The 16,503-nt window shown below is 65.7% G+C and carries 10 protein-coding genes and 1 pseudogene; 7 read left to right on the top strand and 4 right to left on the bottom strand.

Features of this window, described 5'->3' with window-relative positions; genetic code table 11:
* Positions 1-323 precede the first annotated feature (323 nt).
* The 3 genes and pseudogenes from VX037_RS06690 to VX037_RS06680 all read right to left on the bottom strand — a co-directional run bounded on the left by VX037_RS06690 (position 324) and on the right by VX037_RS06680 (position 4,669).
* Positions 324-1,967: a class I adenylate-forming enzyme family protein gene (locus VX037_RS06690; RefSeq protein WP_328713686.1), complete on the bottom strand. Its 1,644-nt coding sequence runs from the start codon at positions 1,965-1,967 to the stop codon at positions 324-326.
* Positions 1,968-2,018: 51 nt separating this feature from the next.
* Complete coding sequence (locus VX037_RS06685) at positions 2,019-3,152, bottom strand: thiolase family protein (RefSeq protein ID WP_328713684.1); 1,134 nt, start codon at positions 3,150-3,152, stop codon at positions 2,019-2,021.
* 138 nt (positions 3,153-3,290) lie between these two features.
* Positions 3,291-4,669, bottom strand: a pseudogene (locus tag VX037_RS06680) (MFS transporter).
* Positions 4,670-5,033: 364 nt separating this feature from the next.
* Between VX037_RS06680 and VX037_RS06675 the strand changes: the two are divergent.
* The 3 genes from VX037_RS06675 to VX037_RS06665 all read left to right on the top strand — a co-directional run bounded on the left by VX037_RS06675 (position 5,034) and on the right by VX037_RS06665 (position 9,488).
* On the top strand, positions 5,034-6,230 hold the full coding sequence (locus tag VX037_RS06675; protein WP_266060566.1) for an acyl-CoA dehydrogenase family protein: 1,197 nt from the start codon (positions 5,034-5,036) through the stop codon (positions 6,228-6,230).
* A gap of 10 nt (positions 6,231-6,240) precedes the next feature.
* Positions 6,241-7,398, top strand: a complete 1,158-nt coding sequence (locus VX037_RS06670) for an acyl-CoA dehydrogenase family protein (protein ID WP_328713682.1) — start codon at positions 6,241-6,243, stop codon at positions 7,396-7,398.
* A gap of 74 nt (positions 7,399-7,472) precedes the next feature.
* On the top strand, positions 7,473-9,488 hold the full coding sequence (locus tag VX037_RS06665) for an NAD(+) synthase (RefSeq protein ID WP_328713680.1): 2,016 nt from the start codon (positions 7,473-7,475) through the stop codon (positions 9,486-9,488).
* A gap of 23 nt (positions 9,489-9,511) precedes the next feature.
* On the opposite strand, the gene VX037_RS06660 is transcribed toward VX037_RS06665, so the two are convergent.
* Positions 9,512-10,912 carry a WS/DGAT/MGAT family O-acyltransferase gene (locus tag VX037_RS06660; RefSeq protein ID WP_235725909.1) on the bottom strand — a complete coding sequence of 467 codons (1,401 nt, stop codon included), beginning with the start codon at positions 10,910-10,912 and terminating at the stop codon, positions 9,512-9,514.
* Between the two features lie 178 nt (positions 10,913-11,090).
* On the opposite strand from VX037_RS06660, the gene VX037_RS06655 reads away from it, so the two are divergent.
* The 4 genes from VX037_RS06655 to VX037_RS06640 all read left to right on the top strand — a co-directional run bounded on the left by VX037_RS06655 (position 11,091) and on the right by VX037_RS06640 (position 16,420).
* The gene (locus VX037_RS06655; protein ID WP_235725910.1) at positions 11,091-11,603 is read left to right on the top strand and encodes a nuclear transport factor 2 family protein; all 513 of its coding nucleotides are present in this window, start codon (positions 11,091-11,093) and stop codon (positions 11,601-11,603) included.
* Positions 11,604-11,944: 341 nt separating this feature from the next.
* A complete protein-coding gene (locus tag VX037_RS06650; RefSeq protein ID WP_266060528.1) occupies positions 11,945-12,943 on the top strand; it encodes an acyl-ACP desaturase in 999 nt (332 codons plus the stop codon).
* A 32-nt stretch (positions 12,944-12,975) separates the two neighbouring features.
* A complete protein-coding gene (dusB, locus tag VX037_RS06645; RefSeq protein WP_266060565.1) occupies positions 12,976-14,154 on the top strand; it encodes a tRNA dihydrouridine synthase DusB in 1,179 nt (392 codons plus the stop codon).
* 169 nt (positions 14,155-14,323) lie between these two features.
* Positions 14,324-16,420 carry an LCP family protein gene (locus VX037_RS06640; protein ID WP_328713678.1) on the top strand — a complete coding sequence of 699 codons (2,097 nt, stop codon included), beginning with the start codon at positions 14,324-14,326 and terminating at the stop codon, positions 16,418-16,420.
* Positions 16,421-16,503 lie beyond the last annotated feature (83 nt).

The following is a 16,503-nucleotide window of genomic DNA, read 5'->3' as shown; positions in this document are numbered from 1 at the left end:
CCAGGTGGATGCATCGCGAGGCGGCGGAGGAGCAGGTACTGGATGTACCTGCGACGACGCCAACGAAGCGAGGCGCCACCTGGACGTCGAAATCATCAACGAATTTCCGACGCGGGACACCAGACCGCACCCGACCCCATCGGGACCGCCTCTGTACCTTGACAACTCAACAGTGTGAACAAGCCTGCTGACCGACCGACCCGAACGTCAGCGACGAACGCGACACCATCGCGGCCGGTCGGTCAGCACGCTCGATCAGCAGGCTCGATCAGCAGGCGGGTCGGCACCCACCGACACTCGTCCCCCTGCGACCGTCGCAACCGTCATGCGGTGACCAGACGCTCCCGGAGCGCAACCTTTTGGACCTTGCCTGCGGCTGAAGTCGGTAGCGAATCCACCACGTGGACGTCCCGGATCTTTTTGTACGGCAACACTTGTTCGGCGACGTAGGCCTGCAGGCGATGGGTGTCGACCTGGTGACCGGCTGCTGCGACGATGAAGGCCACGGGTTCCTGGCCCACACTGCCCGCGTCGCGACCGACGACGGCCGCCGCGGCGACGTCCGGGTGGGTGACGAGGATCTCCTCGAGCTCACGCGGATACACGTTGTAGCCCTTGTAGATCAGCATGTCCTTTGCCCGATCGCAGATGTACAGGTAGCCGTCGTCGTCGCGATAAGCGATGTCGCCGGTGTCGAGCCATCCATCTACGTACTGAGCGGCGGTGATCTCGGGATGGTTGTGATAGCCGTCGGTGACCTGCGGTCCGCGGACCCACAGCTCGCCACGTTGCCCGGGTTCCAGAACGGTCGCACGGTCGTCGGCGGACCGAATCTGGATCTCGGTGTCAAATGTAGGTAGTCCGACACTGCCAAGCCGATACTCGCCGTCGCCGGTCAGCGGAGCCGACGACACCAGGCAGGTCGCCTCGGTGAGTCCGTAGCCCTCGACGACCGCGCCCGCAGGGAACGCCGATGTCAGCGTCTCCAACGTCACCTGATCGATGGGGGCGGCACCAGAGGACACGACGCGCACCGACGTCAGATCACGATGAGCGACATCGGGGTGTGAGGCGAGTGCGTGCCACATCGCCGGGCTTCCCGTGACATACGTGGCCCGATGCCGCTCGATCAGTTCGAGCATGCCCGCCGGATCGAATCGGCCGGCCAGCACCTGGGTGGCGCCGCAGAGCAGCAGAAAGGACATGTTGATCAGGGCATGTGCGTGGAACAGCGGTGACACCACAACGGTCGCCGCCGACCCTGGAACCACGCCGCGCCCATCGGCGCCGTCGCGGCTCTCGAGCCGCACCAGTCCGGTCGCGTCGGCGACCACCGCATGACCGGCCCGCCACCCGACCATCTGCGTCACATTCGCCACGACATTGCGGTGCAGCACCCGGACCCCCTTCGACACGCCCGTCGTGCCGCCGGTGAAGGCGAGATGCGCCAGATCCGATCCGACCACGTCGGTGATCGCCGGATCGGTATGGCCGGCAGTGAACTCCGCCAAGGTGATCACACAGTTCGCAACGGTTTCGACATCGACACCGGGCCGATCGGCCAGCACGACAGCGGTCACACCGTGATCGCTGTCGGCTTCGAGGAGACGATCGAGCTGCGCACTGCCCGTGAACGCAATCGACGCTCCGGTCTCGGCCAGTTGTGCTCGCAAGCCTGGCATCGGCTGCAACGGATTGACCGGCGTGACAGCCGCACCGGCGCGCAACGAACCGTAGTAGCAGACGATGAACTCGATGCTGTTGCCCAGATGCAACAGCACCACGTCGCCGTCCCCGACACCCGCGGCACGCAGCGCCGCGGACACACGTGCCGTCGCCACATCGAGTTCGTCGTAGGTGAGTACGCGGTCCTCGTCGACCACAGCGGCCCGCGAACCGTACATCCGCGCCATACTCGGTGGCAGCGCCGCCATCGTGATGTCCGGGTAGTTCAGCTCCGTGCTCATCGATCTCCTTGTCTCGGTGCGCCCCGAATGCATGTCCTCGCCGGGCCGGCGTCAGAGACCCTCGACGATGGTGGCGTTGGCCATCCCGCCGGCTTCGCACATCGACTGCAAGCCGTACCGGATACCGTTGTTGCGCATGTGATGTACGAGCCGCGTCATGAGAATCGCGCCGGAGCCACCGAGCGGATGGCCCACCGCGATGGCGCCGCCGAGCGGATTCACCCGATCCGCGTCAGCACCGGTCTCGATCTGCCAGGCCAGCGGCACCGGCGCGAACGCCTCGTTGATCTCGAACGCGCCGATGTCGCCGATGGTCAGACCGGACCGCTCGAGAGCTTTCGCAGTTGCTGCGATCGGGCCGGTGAGCATGATGACGGGGTCGTCACCGGCTACCACCGCCGTGTGTACCCGGGCAATCGGCGTGAACCCGTGCTCAGCCGCAGTCTGCGAACACATGACGAGCAACGCCGCCGCGCCATCGGAGATCTGAGAAGCATTGCCGGCGTGAATAACCCCGTCCTCTCGGAAAGCGGGCTTGAGCGCCGACATCGACTCGAGCGTGCCGCCACGCCGAATGCCCTCATCCCCTTCGAGGACGCCGGTGATCGGCGCCAGTTGCCCGTCAAAGGCGCCCGCATCAGCGGCTTGGGCAGCGAGTTCGTGTGAGCGAAGGGAGAACTCGTCGAGGGCGGTCCGGCTCAGCGACCACTTCTGGGCCATCATCTCCGCCCCGATGCCCTGACTGAAGCGATCGACGCCGTACCGGTCGAGGACGGTGGGCGGCTGACTCTCCCCGTTGGGCGCGGCGCTCCCCATCGGCACTCGGCTCATCGACTCCACACCGCCGGCCACCACGACGTCCTGTTGACCGGAGATCACCGCGGCCGCAGCCATACTGAGCGCTTGCTGGCTGGATCCGCAGGCCCTGGTCACCGTGGTGCCCGGCACCGATTCCGGCCAACCGGCGGCCAGAATCGCAGTACGCGCGACGTTGCCTGCCTGCTCGGAGGTCTGACTGACACACCCCCAGACGACATCGTCGATCACGGCCGGATCGAGCCCGGTCCGCTCGACCAACGACTCGAGCACATGTGCCGACAGGTCGGCGGGATGGATGCCGGACAGGGCGCCGCGTCGACGTCCGATCGGCGTGCGGACGGCATCGACGATCACTGCATCACGCATGGGATCTCCTTGAACTGAAATGCGGCTTGTACTGATGTGCGGCTCGGCTGCGGTGGCGAGACGCGCCCTCCCATCGAATGAACCTCGTGCGGCATACGAGCACAAGATGTTTCACACTCACGGTGCGATAGCCCTCGCCTATGTCGCGTGCGTGCCGACCGGCAGGTCCCGGCGCACCAGCACCTTGTCCCGCTCCGGATTCGCGAACACCAGGGCGAGCACCGCACACACGGAGGCAACGATGCCGATGATCTGGAACGAGGTCGCGTAGCCGGCCGCCGGGGTCGAGGCGTTGTCGACGATGACGCCCGTGGCGTACGGGGCGACCAGACCGCCGATGGCCATGATCGCGAGGAAAACACCCAGCGTCCCGGCGGTCTGGCGCGGCGGGCAGATTTCCGAGATGGCTGCGTTGAACAGCGGGAACACCGATGTGGCGCAGCCGTAGCCGAGCGAGACCACCAACACCGCGAGGGCCGGGGTACTGATCGCTGGGAGGGTCACCAACAGCACGCCGGCGACGAGCACGCCCGTCGAGGGGACGATCACCCGCAACTTGCGTGATGTCGCACCGCGAGAGATCAGCCGGTCACCGACCACGGACGTCACGAGCATCATCGCGAGTCCGACGATCGAGGGCAGCGCGAACATCGACCCGGCTTCCAATCGGCTGTAACCCAAGCCCTTCTCGAAATAGGAGGGCAACCAGGTCAGCACCACCGTGACCAGCGCGTACACGCTCATCACCAGAAGTGCGGCGCTGATGAAGGTCCGGGTGGTGAAGATCGCACCCACGGCACAGCAGGTTCGTCTGCACCGGATACCGACGTAACCGACGTGCTGTCGCCCGAGCCCTTGGGCTGCTTGCCGCCCGCGATATAGGGTCCGTCCTTCCAGGTGGCCAGCCAGACCACGCACCACAACAGACCCGCGACCGAAAGCGTGATCAGGGCTGCCCGCCAGCCGAGGTTGACGGTGATGACCGCCAGGATCGGCGCGATGGCGATCTTGGCGATCGACGCAGCCCCGGCCAACAGCGCGCCGGGAAGTGCTCGGCGGGCCGGTGGATGCCACGAGTAAGCGGCCGTGTGCAGCAGCGCCGAACTCGGCCCCTCGGCGAATCCTAGGAACAACCGACTCACGATGAGCACCGAAAACGCAGCGACCGCCACCATCGGCAGCATGGCCGCCGCCCAGCACACGGCCAGGATGACCAACGCCCACCGCAGCGACAGCCATCGGTTCAATGCACCGGCAAAGAACCCGCCGATCGTGAAGGTGAGGAAGAAGAGGCTGCCGACCAGACCGATCTGCGACGAATTGAAACCCAACTCGTCGGCGAGTGGCTGCGCGATGATCCCGAGGACTGCCTTATCGGCATAGTTGACGACATACAGAGCGACGAGCAGGGAGGTCAGTCCCCATGCCCGGCGCCGAAGCGCGCCATCGGCGGGGACTGCGTCGGTCACGGGCGCATCTCCGGTGGCCGCGTCCGATCTGGCCTTGATGGTGGGCATGTCGTCCTCCTGCGACGGAAAATGGATGGGGGTGTCGAGCGAAGTAATCAGCACAGGTGACGTGAGCGAGGCTCGAACATAATCATGTCGTGGATCACATCTGCGATCATTGAACCCCTCCCGCGCAATGGCGGGCAATGCCGGTTCGACGAATCGACAGACTGCGAATACCTATGGGTGCGGTCACCATGTCCCGCGACCACCCGTCATTGGCTCCCGCTAACAGATCGTTAGTCGATGACCTCGTTCCGCTACCGAGGTCTGCAGGGCATGCTGAGAGGGTTCAGTGATGCCGGCCACCGCCGGCATCACGGCACGACTGTCTCTCCCCGGCCGAACCGCACCCACAAGAGAAGAGGTCACGATGGCCCGCCTCGCACAGACCCTGGGTCTCACCGACATCCAGACCGAGATTCTGGCGAACGTCCGACAGTTCGTCGACAAGCAGATCATCCCGAACGCCCAGCAACTCGAGCACAACGATTCATATCCACAGGAGATCGTCGACGGGATGCGCGACATGGGCCTGTTCGGCCTGATGATCCCTGAGGAATACGGCGGGCTCGGCGAGTCGCTGCTCACGTACGCGTTGTGCGTCGAAGAACTGGCGCGCGGGTGGATGAGCGTGTCCGGGGTGATCAACACCCATTTCATCGTTGCCTACATGCTGCGTCAGCACGGCACCGAGGAACAGAAGCGCAGATTCCTGCCACGGATGGCGACCGGCGAAGTGCGCGGCGCGTTCTCGATGTCCGAACCGGAACTCGGTTCGGATGTGGCCGCGATCAAGACCACCGCCAAGCGCACCGCCGACGGTGACTACTCGATCAGTGGCCAGAAGATGTGGCTGACCAACGGCGCGAGTTCGACGCTGGTGGCCGCGCTGGTGCGGACCGAGGAGGGCCAGGACAAGGCGCACAAGAATCTCACCACCTTCCTGGTGGAGAAACCCGCCGGGTTCGGCGAGGTGCTCCCCGGGGTGACCATCCCGACCAAGATCGACAAGATGGGCTACAAGGGAATCGACACCACCGAGCTCATCTTCGACGGTTACCGCGCCTCGGCCGACGACATTCTCGGCGGCTTCCCGGGCCGCGGGTTCGCCCACATGATGGACGGGGTCGAGGTGGGCCGGGTCAACGTATCTGCACGCGCCTGTGGAGTGGCCCAGCGCGCCTTCGAGCTCGCCGTCCGCTACGCCCAGCAACGATCAACCTTCGGTAAGCCGATCGCACAGCACCAGGCGATTGCGTTCAGCCTCGCCGAAATGGCCACCAAGGTGGAGGCCGCACACCTGATGATGGTCAACGCCGCCCGACTCAAGGATTCCGGCGACCGCAACGACGTGTCAGCCGGAATGGCCAAATACCTGTGCAGCGAGTACTGCGCGGAGGTCACCCAGGCAAGCTTTCGCATCCACGGTGGCTACGGCTACTCCAAAGACTTCGAGATCGAACGGCTCATGCGGGAGGCGCCGTTTCTACTCATCGGTGAGGGCACCAGCGAGATCCAGAAACAGATCATCAGCAAGGGACTACTGCGCGACTACCGCGAGAACTGAGGGGAAAACCATGCAGCGCACCGTGTTCAACGACGATCACGAGACATTCCGCAAAACCCTTCGCGACTTCATCGCCAAAGAGGTCGTGCCGCACTACCACGACTGGGAGAAGCAGGGCCACCCGCCGCGCAACTTCTACAATCGGCTCGGCGAACTCGGCGTGCTCGGCATCGAAGCGCCTGAGGAGTTCGGCGGCGGCGGCATCAAGGACTTCACCTACTCGATGGTGATCGCCGAGGAGACATCGGCGGCCGGCGTGACCTTCGGCAGCTATTCGGTGCATTCGAATCTCATCCTGCCCTACCTGATGGAGTACGGAACCGACGAGCAGAAGCACCGCTGGCTGCCCGGATTCTGCTCCGGCGACATCATGTTCGCCATCGCGATGACCGAGCCGGGAACCGGCTCGGACCTCGCCAACATCTCCACCACCGCCACGCTGTCCGACGACGGCAGCCACTACGTCCTCGACGGCGCGAAGACGTTCATCACCGGTGGCGCACTCGCCGACCGAGTCCTCGTCGTCTGTCGCACCTCGCCCTTCGATGCGGACAACCGCCGGTCCGGACTCTCCATCCTGGTCGTCGACACCACCTCCGAAGGGTTCTCCGTCGGCCGCAAGTTGGAGAAGATCGGGCTGAAGGCATCCGACACCGCGGAGCTGGCGTTCAGTTCGGTTCGCGTTCCCGTCGAAGATCGCCTCGGCGACGAGGGCGCGGGATTCTCGTATCTCACACACAATCTCGCGCAGGAACGGCTGACCATCGCGGTCGGCGCATCGGCCACCGCCGCGGCCGCAGTACAGCACGCGCTGGCATACACCACCGAGCGCGATGTTTTCGGCAAACCGGTGTCGTCGTTCCAGAACACCAAGTTCGTGCTTGCCGAATGCTCCGCCGAGGTCGAGGCGATCCGGCAGTTCGTCGACCGGGCCATGGAACTGCACAACGCCGGGGATCTCTCGGTGCCCGACGCGGCACGAGTGAAATTGTTCGCCACCGAGACCGCCGGCCGGGTCATCGACAAATGTCTGCAACTGCACGGCGGGTACGGCTACATCCTGGAATACCCGATCGCCCGCCTCTACGCCGACACCCGAGTGTCGCGAATCTACGGCGGCACCAACGAGGTGATGAAGACGATCATCGCCAAGGACCTGGGGCTGTAGCGGACTCGGTCATGGTGGCACCGCCGACGCGAGGACCGACGTGGGACCGGGCGGCCCTCGGATAGGCTCGCAGTGTGTCTGTCTATGACCACGGATTCGCCCGGGTGACCGGAGCGGTCCCACTCGTCGCCCTCGCCGACCCGGCCACCAATGCCAAACGCATCATCGAACAGGTGCGCGCATCCGCCGACGATGGCACGGCTCTCGTGGTGTTCCCGGAGTTGGGGTTGTGCGGTTACAGCATCGACGACTTGTTTCACCAGGACGCGATCATCGACGCCTGTCTGGCAGGTCTGGCGACGATCGTCGAGGCGACGACGGGGCTGCGGCCGGTGGTGGCAGTGGGGTTGCCGCTGCAGGTCGGCGACGGCCTCTACAACTGCGCCGCAGTGATCCACGACGGCGAGGTGCTGGGCGTGGTGCCGAAGTCGTACCTGCCCAATTACCGGGAGTTCTACGAACAGCGCTTCTTCGCGGCCGCCCGCGACGCACCGGTCACCACCGTGACCGTGCTCGGCCGCGACGTGCCGTTCGGGGCGGATCTGATCTTCGAGGCGACCGACCTCGAGGGTTTTCGGGTTCACGTGGAGATCTGCGAGGACGGTTGGGTGCCCATCCCGCCGAGCACCTGGGCAGCGCTGGGCGGTGCGACAGTGCTGGCCAACCTCTCCGGCAGCCCGGTCACCGTGGGCAAAGAGGGCTATCGAAAGTCCTTGTGCACCAGCCACTCCGCTCGGTGCGTTGCCGCCCACATCTATGTGGCGGCCGGGTTCGGGGAATCGACCACCGATCTGGCGTGGGACGGCGACGCCTTGATCACCGAAAACGGCACCCTGCTGGCACGCTCCGAGCTGTTCGCGATGGAGGCACAGACCATCACCGCCGACATCGACCTGGATCGGCTGCGTCAGGAACGGATGCGGATGATCAGTCTGCGCGACCAGGTCGGCGATTTCGCCGACGGCCTCAAGCCGTTGCGCCGGATCCGATTCCCCCTGGGCGAGACTGCCTCGGCAGACGACAGCCTGCGCCGCGCGGTCCCTCGATTCCCGTTCGTGCCCGCGGATTCCGCCGACCGCGACGCGCGCTGCCGCGAGGTAGGCAACATCCAGGTCCAAGGACTCGCCGCGCGGCTGCGCGCCACCGGCATGGACAAGATCGTCATCGGCGTGTCCGGCGGTCTCGACTCCACTCTGGCGCTGCTGGTCGCGGTGGACACCTTTGACCGACTCGGGCTGCCGCGCGAGAACATCCTCGCCTATACGATGCCCGGTTTCGCGACCGGATCGGCAACGCTGCGGCGGGCACACATCCTGATGGACAGCCTCGGTGTGAGCGGCACCGAGATCGACATCCGTCCGTCCTGCGAGCAGATGCTCGCCGACCTGGGCCATCCGTACGCGCGTGGCGAGCAACTCTACGACGTCACCTTCGAAAACGTACAGGCCGGCGAGCGGACCTCGCATCTGTTCCGGCTGGCCAACCACCACGGCGCGTTCGTGTTGGGCACCGGAGATCTCTCCGAGCTGGCACTGGGTTGGTGCACCTACGGGGTGGGCGACCAGATGTCGCACTACAACGTGAACTCGTCGGTGCCCAAAACGCTGATCCAACACCTGATCCGGTGGATGATCGCCACCGGCGCCTATTCCGACGAGACGGCCGACGTTCTGGCCGAGATCCTCGACGACGTCATCTCACCGGAGCTGGTGCCGGCCGACGACGACGGTCGCATCCAGAGCACCGAGGACACCGTCGGCCCCTACGAGCTGCACGACTTCTTCCTGTATCACCTCACCCGGTTCGGTTACCGTCCCGAGAAAATCGCCTACCTGGCGGGCCAGGCGTGGGGCGACCGGGACCGCGGCGCGTGGTCGGAGTTGCTGACCGCTGATCGGCGCAACGAATACGATGCGGCCACCATCGACAGTTGGCTCCGGGTGTTCTTGACGCGGTTCATGAACAGTCAATTCAAGCGCAGCGCGATGCCCAACGGACCGAAGGTCGGTTCCGGTGGTTCACTGTCCCCGCGCGGGGATTGGCGGGCCCCCAGCGACTCGGGTGCCCGCGCGTGGCTCGACAGCTTCTGACCGACCGCCCGCCGTGACCGGAGTCAGTCGCAGGCCTCGAGCAGCTGCTTGAGTTCCTCGTCGAAGGCGTGCGCGATCGACCAGACGTCGGGTGTCTGGTCGGTGCAGGCGACCACGCCGACGTTGATGTGACCGTCGGCGGAGAACACGGTGATGTTGAGCCCGAGGCCGTGAAAGATCGGCCCGAGCGGATACACCGACGTCACCCGCGCACCGAGGAAGTAGAGCGGGAAATCGGGGCCGGGGACATTGGATACCAGCACGTTGAAGATCGGCGGATGACTTGTCGCGAGGTGGCGATCGCCATAGAACTTCATCAGCGTCGACATCGTGGTTCCCGGCGCGAACTGGGCCCAGCCGCGCAACATGTTCGCGTCGATCTCTGCGTGATGCTCCTTGGAGGTCCGGGTGAGGTCGGCGGCGCGCTCCACCCGCGCGACCGGGTCGCCGAGATCCGACGGCAACCGCGTGAACATGCCGGTCACCTTGTTGGTGCCGGTGGTGACCAGTGAGCTCTCATCAGACCCGTGTACCGACACCGGCACCATCGCGATCAGCGGCTGTTCGGGTAGCTCGTCGTGTTCGAGCAGGTAGCTACGCAACGCTCCGCCGGTGATGGCGAGCACGACGTCGTTGATCGTGACGCCGAACCGGTTCTTGACCCTCTTCACGTCGTCAAGGGACAGCTGGGTGAGCGCGATCGACCGATGCGGGGTGATCGGCCCGTTGAAGCGGGTCCGCGGCGCCTGGAACGGCGCAGGCATGGCCGACTTGGAGCGGCTGCGGCGAAACCATCCGATCGGGACGCCGACAGTACCGGGCACCAACTTCGCCATCGCGATCGGTCGCTGCACGAAGAAGTTGACCGCCCCACCGACGGCCATCGAGGTCCGCGACGACGGGCCGGCCGTCTCCTGCATCTTCGCGGTGTCGAGATCCGGGGATTCGGGTGTGAGCGTGCACAGTTGGGCGAGCATCTCGGCGCTGGTCACCCCGTCGGTGCCGGCGTGGTGCATCCGTAGCATCGCGGCGATCCGGCCGTCGGCCATCCCTTCGATGATCCACAACTCCCACAACGGCTTTCCACGGTCGAGGGTCTGCCCGGCAAGATGTCCGCACAGTTCGGCGACCTCGAGTTCACCACCGGGTGCGGGCACCGCCACGCGATGCACGTGTCGCTCGATGTCGAACCGTTCGTCCTCGATCCACACCGGGTGATCGATGTTGAGCATCGAATTGTCCAGTTTGCGTCGAAAAGCCGGCATGGCCGCGATGCGGCGTTCGAGTTCGTCGCGCATCTTCTCGAAGCTGTAACCACCGGGCACGGTCGTCGGGTCGATCTCCATCAACCCGATCACCTGCATCAGCTGAGATCGGGTCTCCAAGTACAGGAATGACGCGTCGAGTCCGCTCAACCGTTGCATACGATCACCATCTGCTCCCACCGATCTCACTGCCGAGCCACCCCGGGTGATGCCCGCCGTTTGCGAACCGTCCTCATCATGCCTGAGGCCCGCGCCGCGACGGGCCGGTTCAGCTCAGGTGACCGGCTGCGGCGAAGCCACCCGAATGAGAACACGTTCAGGGTAGGGTCGCCTCCCGATGAGCACATACAGCCACGCCGAGCTCGACGACGCCTTTCGCGTCTTCCAGAAGACGGTCGCCGAGATCGCGGTGACCCGTGACTGGGATCGTTTCGCCGAGATGTTCACCACCGACGCCCGCTACATCGAGCACGCGCTGGGCACCATGGCCGGGCGCGAGGAGATCCGCACCTGGATCTGGAAGACCATGACCACGTTCCCCGGCAGCCACATGACCGGCTTTCCAGCCCTGTGGCACGTGGTGGACGCACCGACGGGGCGGGTGATCTGCGAGGTCGACAACCCCATGCGCGACCCCGGCGACGGCACCCACATCACGGCCACCAACCTGACGATCCTCACCTACGCCGGGGACGGTCTGTGGTCGTGCGAAGAAGATGTGTACAACCCCTTGGAGTTCGGACAGGCCGCGGCGCGTTGGTGTGAGAAGGCCGAGCAACTCGGCACCCTTGACGCCGAGGCCCTCCGGTGGCGGGAGACCGTCGGTGCGATGTTCGCCCGGCGCCGGTAGCACCCGACGATCACGCGCCGGGCATTCGGCGCATGCCCGGCGATGTTGGATGTGATCCCCCGGCCGGTGGTGAATCCGCCTGTTTTGCTGTGAATTCACTGCGAGCGGTACCGATGATCGGCCGGTATCGGGCACCATCGACAGGCAACGAGCACGAGGTCGAGGCAGGTGACCGAGGACACGCGAGCCGCACGTAACGAAGCGGGGCCGCGGTTACGATTGCGTAGGTATGGACTTGGGTCGACCGGCCCGGTGACGTACCCTGGACGACTGATCACCGTGTCAGTCGGGCGCCGAGACCACCAGACACGACATGCGGACAACACCGTTCGGAGGAAAGTATGGCACGCGAGCTGACTCAGCTTGAACTGCTCAAGGAGCTGTCGCCGGTCGCCGAGGACAACGTCAACCGGCACCTGAAGATCGCCAAGGACTGGAACCCGCACGACTACGTCCCGTGGGACGAGGGCCGCAACTTCGCCGCTCTCGGCGGCGTCGACTACGACCCCGAGCAGTCTCAGCTCGACGAAGTCGCCAAGGCCGCGATGGTCACCAATCTGCTCACCGAGGACAACCTCCCCTCCTACCACCGAGTGATCGCCGAGAACTTCTCGATGGACTCGGCCTGGGGCCACTGGGTAGGCCGCTGGACCGCCGAGGAGAACCGGCACGGCATCGTCATGCGCGACTACCTCGTGGTGACCCGCGGCGTCGACCCGGTCGCCCTCGAAGAGGCCCGGATGATCCACATGACCAACGGCTACGATCCGTTGCTGGCCGCAGCCGACCGTGCCGAGGAGATGAAGGAAAAGGGCGAGGAGGTCGGCCTGCTGCATTCGGTTGCCTACGTCACCTTCCAGGAGCTCGCCACTCGTGTCAGCCACCGCAACACGGGCAAGGCCTGCGCGGACCCCATCGCCGACAAGATGCTGCAGCGCATCGCCGCCGATGAGAACCTGCACATGATCTTCTACCGCAACATCTGCGGCGCCGGCATGGACATCTCGCCCGACCAGACGCTGCGCGCGGTCACCGACATCGTGACGAACTTCCAGATGCCCGGCGCGGGGATGCCGAACTTCCGCCGCAACGGCGTGCTGATGGCCAAGCACGGCATCTACGACCTGCGCCAGCACCTCGAAGAGGTCATCATGCCCGTTCTGCGAAAGTGGAAGGTCTTCGAACGCGAAGACTTCTCCGCGGAAGGCGAGAAGACCCGCGAGGAGCTCGGCAACTTCCTCGAACAGCTCGAAAAGGACACCATCCGCTTCGAGGAGATGCGCGACCGCTCACTCGCCCGCGAGGCCAAGAAGCGGGAACGGGAGCAGCAGGCATCCTGACCACGACCATCAACCGCCCGGCGCCTTCGGACATCGAAGGCGCCGGTTCGGCGTCTCCAGAAGCCGGAGCCGCAGCTCTGCGGATCGGTTCCATCGAACTGGCCAGCCCCGTCGTGCTGGCCCCGATGGCCGGGGTCACCAACGTCGCCTTCCGCACCCTGTGCCGCGAACTCGAACTGGCCCGCACCGGCACGGTGTCGGGTCTGTATGTGTGTGAGATGGTCACCGCCCGCGCACTCGTCGAGCGACATCCGGTCACCATGCACATGACGACCTTCGGTCCGGATGAGAATCCGCGATCGATGCAGCTCTACACGGTAGACCCCGAGAACACCTACGCCGCGGCCAAGATGATCGTCGACGAGAACCTCGCCGACCACATCGACATGAACTTCGGTTGCCCGGTCCCCAAGGTGACCCGCAAGGGCGGCGGATCGGCAATTCCATACAAGCGCAAGCTTTTCCAGCGAATCGTCGCGGCCGCGGTGAAGGCCACCGAAGGCACCTCGATCCCGGTGACCGTGAAGTTCCGGATCGGCATCGACGACGAGCACCACACGCACCTCGACGCGGGCCGCATCGCCGCCGGCGAAGGCGCACAGGCCGTGGCCCTGCACGCGCGCACCGCTTCTCAACGCTATTCGGGCACCGCGGATTGGGACGAGATCGCCCGCCTCAAAGACCACGTCACCGAGGTCCCGGTTCTGGGCAACGGCGACATCTTCGAGCCCGCCGACGCGGTCGCGATGATGCGTCACACCGGGTGCGACGGGGTCGTGATCGGCCGCGGTTGCCTCGGCCGACCGTGGCTCTTCGCCGAACTCGCCGCCGAACTGAACGGGCTCGAGGCGCCTGCCGCGCCGAATCTCGGCGAGGTGTCGAAGATCATCGTGCGCCACGGTGAACTGCTCGCCGCCCACCACGGTGAGAACAAGGGCATGCGCGAGATCCGCAAACACGTCGCCTGGTACCTGCGCGGCTTTCCGGCCGGCTCGGACCTGCGTAACCGACTCGCTCTCGTCGGCACCCTCGAGGAGCTGCGCGAACTGGTCGCGACGCTGCCCGACGACGCACCGTTTCCCGACGACGGTCACGGACCCCGCGGTCGGCAGGGCTCCCCGGCCAAGGTGGCGTTGCCGGAGGGATGGCTAGACGACCCGTACGAGGACGTCGTGCCCGAAGGCGCCGAGGTGATGCACTCGGGTGGATGACCTGCCCATTGCGCTCGTCCGCATGGTGGCTGAGAGATCTTCTCAGGTGCAATCAGTACTATGACGCGGAGGTTCCGCGTGCGCGGAGCCATGTCATGGTGCGCCAGAGCTGGTGCGCGAGAGCCGACAACCCGGTGCGCCACTGCGTCGGGGTCGAGGGGAATCAGAGTTGAGTCGTAGGGGATCGGGTCCGGACGAACCGGCCGACGAGGGCAGTACGCCCCGCCGGGGCCGGCGCGCGGGCCGCTCCGGAGCCGCCAACGACTTCTCCGAGATGTTCGGGCAGGCCCCCACCAACGATGCCCCGGCGCACGGGGCCCTCCATGAGCCACGCGCCACCGACCGCTATGTGCGCGGCCGCACCCGCCTGACGGTGCGCGAGCTCATGGAGCAGATGAACGCGGGCGGTGAGGTCGGCCCGGCCGAGCCCAGCGGAGCTCGCCCACAACCGCCGGCCGACGAGGCACCGACCGAGGTGCACCGGTTCGAGGACCTCGAACGATTCCCCCACGAGAACGACGTCACCACGCAGATCCCGACGATCCGGCCGCCGGCGACTGTCCCCGACACCGACGTCGATCTCTCCGACGACGCCACCCGCGAGCGGGTCACCGCCGAGTCACGCGGTCAGGGCAGTCGCGTGCGGCCGTTGCAGCCCACTCCGGATCTATCCGACACCATCCCGCCGAGGTCGCGACCTCGGCGCCATCCCGGCGCCCGCGCGGGCCGTCGCAACCTCGGTCACAACGTCACCGTCACCGGACGCATCCTCGTCGCGGTCGCCTGCGTGATGGCACTGGTGGGCACCGGTTTTGTCTGGGGTTATCTGCAGTCGTGGAACGGCAACTGGAAGACCATCAACGCGGTCAACCCCGAAGACGCCAACATCCGCAACAAGGATGCCCAGTACGGCGACGAGAACTACCTCATCGTCGGCACCGACACCCGGGCCGGCCAGAACGCGAAGGTGGGCGCAGGAACCACCGATGACGCGGCGGGCGCCCGCTCCGACACCATCATCCTGGTCAACATCCCGGCCAACCGCAGTCGCGTCGTCGCCGTGTCCTTCCCGCGTGACCTGCAGGTGGACCGGCCCGCCTGCCAGCAGTGGGACAACGCCACCGGCACCTACGGTGAAGAACTACCCCCCGCGTACGGCGTCAAGCTCAACGGGGTCTATGCCGACGGCGGCCCGAAGTGCCTGGTCAGCGTGATCACGCAGATGAGTGGTCTCAACATCAACCGGTTCATCGCCATGGACTTCTTCGGCTTCGAGAAGGTCGTGCGCGCGGTCGGCGGCGTCGAGGTGTGCTCCCCCACCCCGCTCTACGACTACGAACTCGGTCAGGTGCTGCGCAAGCCGGGTACCCAGAAGCTGACCGGCAGGCGCGCGCTCAACTACGTGCGAGCCCGCAACATCGCGTCGGAGGGCAACGGCGACTACGGACGCATCAAACGCCAGCAACTGTTCATGTCGTCACTGCTGCGGGCGACCCTGTCCGGCAATGTCCTGTCGAGTCCCAACAAGCTCAACAGCATCGTCAACACATTCATCGAATACAGCTTCGTCGACGGGGTCGACACCCAGTCGCTGCTGAACCTGGCCGAATCGATGCAAGGTATCGAGGCCGGGCGCGTGACCTTCCTGACCATCCCGACATCGGGCACCACGACCGACGGGCTGAACAACGAGATCCCGCGCACCGACGACATCAACGCCATCTTCAACGCGATCATCGACGACGCCCCCCTGCCCGGCGAACAGGCCAAGCAGCAGGCGGCATCGTCGTCGAGCAGTTCGTCGACGTCGGCGACGTCACGCAGTACCACCTCTGAGTCGGCGCCGACGCAGGTGTCGGCGACCGCACAGAACCCCGGCAACGTGGGAGTCCGTGTACTCAACGGCAGTGGGCGTACCGGCGCCGCCGGCGACACCTCCGATCAACTGGTGTCGATCGGCTTCGACGTCCGCGGGGTGGCCGATGCCTCGGAGAACCGCGAGGACACCGTCATCCGGTACGGCGGCGGTGAAGAGGACTCTGCCGCCACCCTGGCCACGATGTTCCCGGGATCGTCGATCCAACTCGACCGCACGGTGAAGTCGGGTGTCGAGGTGATCCTGGGTTCGGAGTACGACGGTTCGATGGGCTCTCCGGCCGCCGTCGGGAGCACGATCTCGGTGTCGCAGCTGCCTCCGGCCTCCAACACGTCCAACCTGCCCAACGACCTCGCGGTGACCAACGCAGGCGACACTACCTGCAGCTGACCTGCGCGAACACGCCAAACGCGCAGTATGCACCGGGCGTTCACGGCTCGTTCATCCGCAGGGTCCACAAGCCCACCGGTGTG

The sequence above is a fragment of the Gordonia sp. Z-3 genome, from assembly GCF_036233855.1.
Lineage (GTDB): Bacteria > Actinomycetota > Actinomycetes > Mycobacteriales > Mycobacteriaceae > Gordonia > Gordonia tangerina.
This window is presented reverse-complemented; position numbering and strand designations above follow the sequence as displayed.